The 3,304-nt window shown below is 44.5% G+C and carries 4 protein-coding genes; 2 read left to right on the forward strand and 2 right to left on the reverse strand.

Features of this window, described 5'->3' with window-relative positions; translation table 11 throughout:
- Positions 1-264 precede the first annotated feature (264 nt).
- Positions 265-840, forward strand: a complete 576-nt coding sequence (locus QZ735_RS05040) for a TerD family protein (RefSeq protein WP_294245072.1) — start codon at positions 265-267, stop codon at positions 838-840.
- 6 nt (positions 841-846) lie between these two features.
- Positions 847-1,515 (forward strand): TerD family protein, encoded by a 669-nt coding sequence (locus tag QZ735_RS05045; RefSeq protein WP_294245073.1) that lies wholly within the window; start codon positions 847-849, stop codon positions 1,513-1,515.
- A 109-nt stretch (positions 1,516-1,624) separates the two neighbouring features.
- Here the strand turns inward: QZ735_RS05045 and QZ735_RS05050 are convergent, their stop codons facing one another.
- Entirely contained in the window at positions 1,625-2,449 is an 825-nt protein-coding gene (locus QZ735_RS05050; RefSeq protein WP_294245075.1) for a GLPGLI family protein, read from the reverse strand.
- A gap of 63 nt (positions 2,450-2,512) precedes the next feature.
- The coding region (gene tyrS / locus QZ735_RS05055; RefSeq protein WP_294245076.1) for a tyrosine--tRNA ligase at positions 2,513-3,304 on the reverse strand (792 nt) is incomplete at its 5' end.

Below are 3,304 nucleotides of genomic sequence, written 5' to 3' on the forward strand. Positions count from 1 at the left end.
GCACCTTCTTCCGGCAGCATATTATGAAAGGTTTCCGGAAATAAAAACGCGAAAAAATCTTCCGGACTCCTGTTTATGGAAATTGTTCCGGTACCAGAAATAAGCAGGATTTGAGGCCATCAGGCAAACAACTGTCGTCTTTCTTTATTCGGTACTGCTGCAACCACAGCCATCCGTTTTTACCGCAGATCTAATAATTTCTCATTAATTCATTTGGAAAATTGCAGAATCTGTATTAAATTAGGGGAAACAACGTACAATAAGATGGCAATCAATTTACAAAAAGGTCAGCGGATCGCATTAGGGTTTACAAAAATGACAATAGGTCTTGGCTGGGATCCCAATGATGGAAGCGGATATGACTTCGACCTTGATGCTTCTGCAATTATGATCGACCGGAACCGTAAACTGGTAAGTGAGGACTGCTTTGTTTTTTACAATAACCTGACTTCCCCGGACGGTGCCCTCACCCATACCGGCGATGACCCGAGCGGTAAAAGCAGTGACGGTGACGATGATGAAGCCATTGCGGTGGATCTTGAGAAAGTAGATCCCAGGGTGGAAGAAATCCTTTTTGTAGTGACCATCGAAGACTTTGAAAGAAGAAGGCAGAATTTCGGGCAGGTAAGAAATTCCTACATCAGGATCATCGATGACATCAGCCGGCAGGAAATTGCCAAGTATGAGCTGGATGAAGACTTTTCCATTGAAACTGGAGTGGAATTCGGAAGGCTGTACAAAAAAGGCGGCAGCTGGAAGTTTGAAGCCTCCGGAATCGGATACCGTGCCGATCTGGCCTTCTTCCTTGAAAAATACTATAATGGACAAATCATCAGGTAATATCATATGGCTATCAATTTACAGAAAGGACAAACCATTGATCTCCGTAAAGACGAACGCGGGGACCCTGTTTACGATCTCTCCCGTGTTACCATCGGGCTGGGCTGGGATGTACGGAAGCAGGGCGGATTTTTTGAGAAAATTTTCGGCGGCAGCGGCCCGGAGTACGATCTGGATGCCATTGCCTTCCTTCTTGATAAAAACGGTAAAGTGGCCGATATGGGCAAAAACTGCCAGACTTCCAGCGGCAAGGAAATCGTCCTGTACAAGAGTGATGTCGTTTACTTCAATTCCATGCGGCATCCGACCGGTAAGATTTGGCTGACCGGCGACAACAGGACCGGCGCAGGAGAAGGTGATGACGAGCAGATCATCGTTCAGCTCGACCAGCTGGATGAACGGTATCAGAAAATTGTTTTCGTCGTCTCTATTTATCAGGGGAACGAAAACCGGCAGCATTTCGGCATGATTGAAAATGCGTTCATCCGGGCCGTGGATGCGAACGGAAAAGAAATCACGAAATTCAGCCTTTCCGGGGATGCCGGGCTGAACGGAATGTGCTCGGTAACCTTTGCCGAACTCTACCGCCATAATGACGACTGGAAATTCCGCGCTACCGGAGAACCGCACCGCACCGATAATTTTATTGATGTGCTGGCTTCCTATACCTATTGATAAGATAATGGGCGATAACATCATCTGCGGTATTATCTCAAAACCGGAAACTGCCGGTAATATATGAGGCAGTAATAGGTATAATGGCCTTTATGATGTTCCCTATTGATTATCTGTAATTGATTGCTTTATTTATTTCAATGGGATTGTTATATTTCAGGATGTAATTCTGTTCGTCCCGGATAAGGGGAATCAATTCTTCCGGCCGGGTATATCGTGTCCCATTATGATCATAACTTTGCGAAGTTCCGTTTCTGAGGCTTTCACGGATCCTGTGAAGCGGGTCATTGAAATATTCCTTAGCCTTCTCAATATAAGTTTTTTCTTTTACGGAAAGCGGTGCATTGCCGTATCTTACTTCCAGGATGTTTTTCGTGTCATAGGTATTGTCAAGCTTTTCGTTTTTTAACAGCGTGAAGTGATAATCATTCCGGTTATCCTGGATTTCAACAATAAGGCCGGGCAGGCCTCTGAATTTATAAGGGCCTTCCGAAAATGGAATTTCCCGGGTAAACCAGGCGGTCCAGTGTCTTCCTCCAAAATCGGCTGTTGCTTTCTGCACATTGAAAATTCCATACGTACGGGTTTCATTCTGCAGCGTCCATGTTACAGGATCCTCCGTAAGATAGGAATACAGCTGAAATTCTACCATTGCGTAATTGGTATTCTTTGAAGCGTTTTTCTTCCGTGTTACGGGCACTTGTTTTGTCCAGTTGATATTGCGGTTTCCCGTCCGTATATTTTCCTGTTCTTTTTCAAGAAATACATGGTCGTAAAATTTAACGTCATTGGGATTGATGTCCAGTACCATCAGTGCTGTAGAAGATTCCGCCTGGGTTGAGTCTTTTTTAAATGCCAGATTATAATAAAACCTGTGGGTTTGTGCACTTCCGGTCATATAGCCAAGGATGAGTGCCAGGTATAATGTCTTCATGATTTGTTTTTCATTACGTTATAAGGACAAATGTATTAAAATATTTAAAATCTATGTATTCATTCATCGGAGCTCAAAAAAACTTCTTCTCCCGATCCTGATTCTTGTGCCTTTTACCAGTTCAATCTCTTCGGCAGGATCTGTTTTTCTCAACGTATCAACCGTCACGCCATTGTTCTGAATCAATCGTCTGATAAAAGATTTACTTTCAGTGCTTTTAAGCTGATGACAGAGGTCAGCAAGAGTCATCCTGAACCGGTGATGGGGCAGCAACCGGATGTCAACCTGCTGGAATACCTTTTCCTCAAAATTTTTATTCTGGAACTGCCTGGCGAAGAACTTCCGGGCTTCCTTTTCAGCTTCGGCATCATGGTATTGTGCCACAACGTTACCCGCAATCCGTTTTTTTATTACCATCGGGTTTTCGCCGGATTCCAGTTTTTTCTTCAGGCATTCTTTTTCCTCAGCTGGAAAATCGGTGGTAAGATCAATGTACTCTTCAATCAGGGTATCGGGTACAGACATGATTTTACCGAACATCTCATTAGGTCCATCGGTCAGTCCGATGGTATTGTTAAGGGATTTGCTCATTTTTTCTTTTCCGTCGATTCCTCTCAGCAAAGGCATGCATAGTACTGTCTGCGGTGGTTTTCCGTGGCTTTCCTGCAGCTGCCTTCCCATTGTGCAGTTAAAGAGCTGGTCGGTACCGCCAATTTCGATATCGCACCCGGTCTGTACCGAGTCGAATCCCTGCAAAACCGGATACATGAGTTCATGGATGGAAATCGGCGTTTTTTCTGCAAACCTTTTGCTGAAATCGTTCCGCTGCATCAGCTGGGCTACCGTAACGTGAGA

The organism is uncultured Chryseobacterium sp. (genome assembly GCF_913776365.1).
In the GTDB taxonomy this organism is placed as follows: Bacteria; Bacteroidota; Bacteroidia; order Flavobacteriales; family Weeksellaceae; genus Chryseobacterium.

Excerpts from the sequence above, each read along its gene's own strand:
- QZ735_RS05040 (WP_294245072.1), top strand. The coding sequence starts at position 265 with ATGGCAATCAATTTACAAAAAGGTCAGCGGATCGCATTAGGGTTTACA.
- QZ735_RS05050 (WP_294245075.1), bottom strand. The coding sequence starts at position 2,449 with ATGAAGACATTATACCTGGCACTCATCCTTGGCTATATGACCGGAAGT.
- QZ735_RS05045 (WP_294245073.1), top strand. The coding sequence starts at position 847 with ATGGCTATCAATTTACAGAAAGGACAAACCATTGATCTCCGTAAAGAC.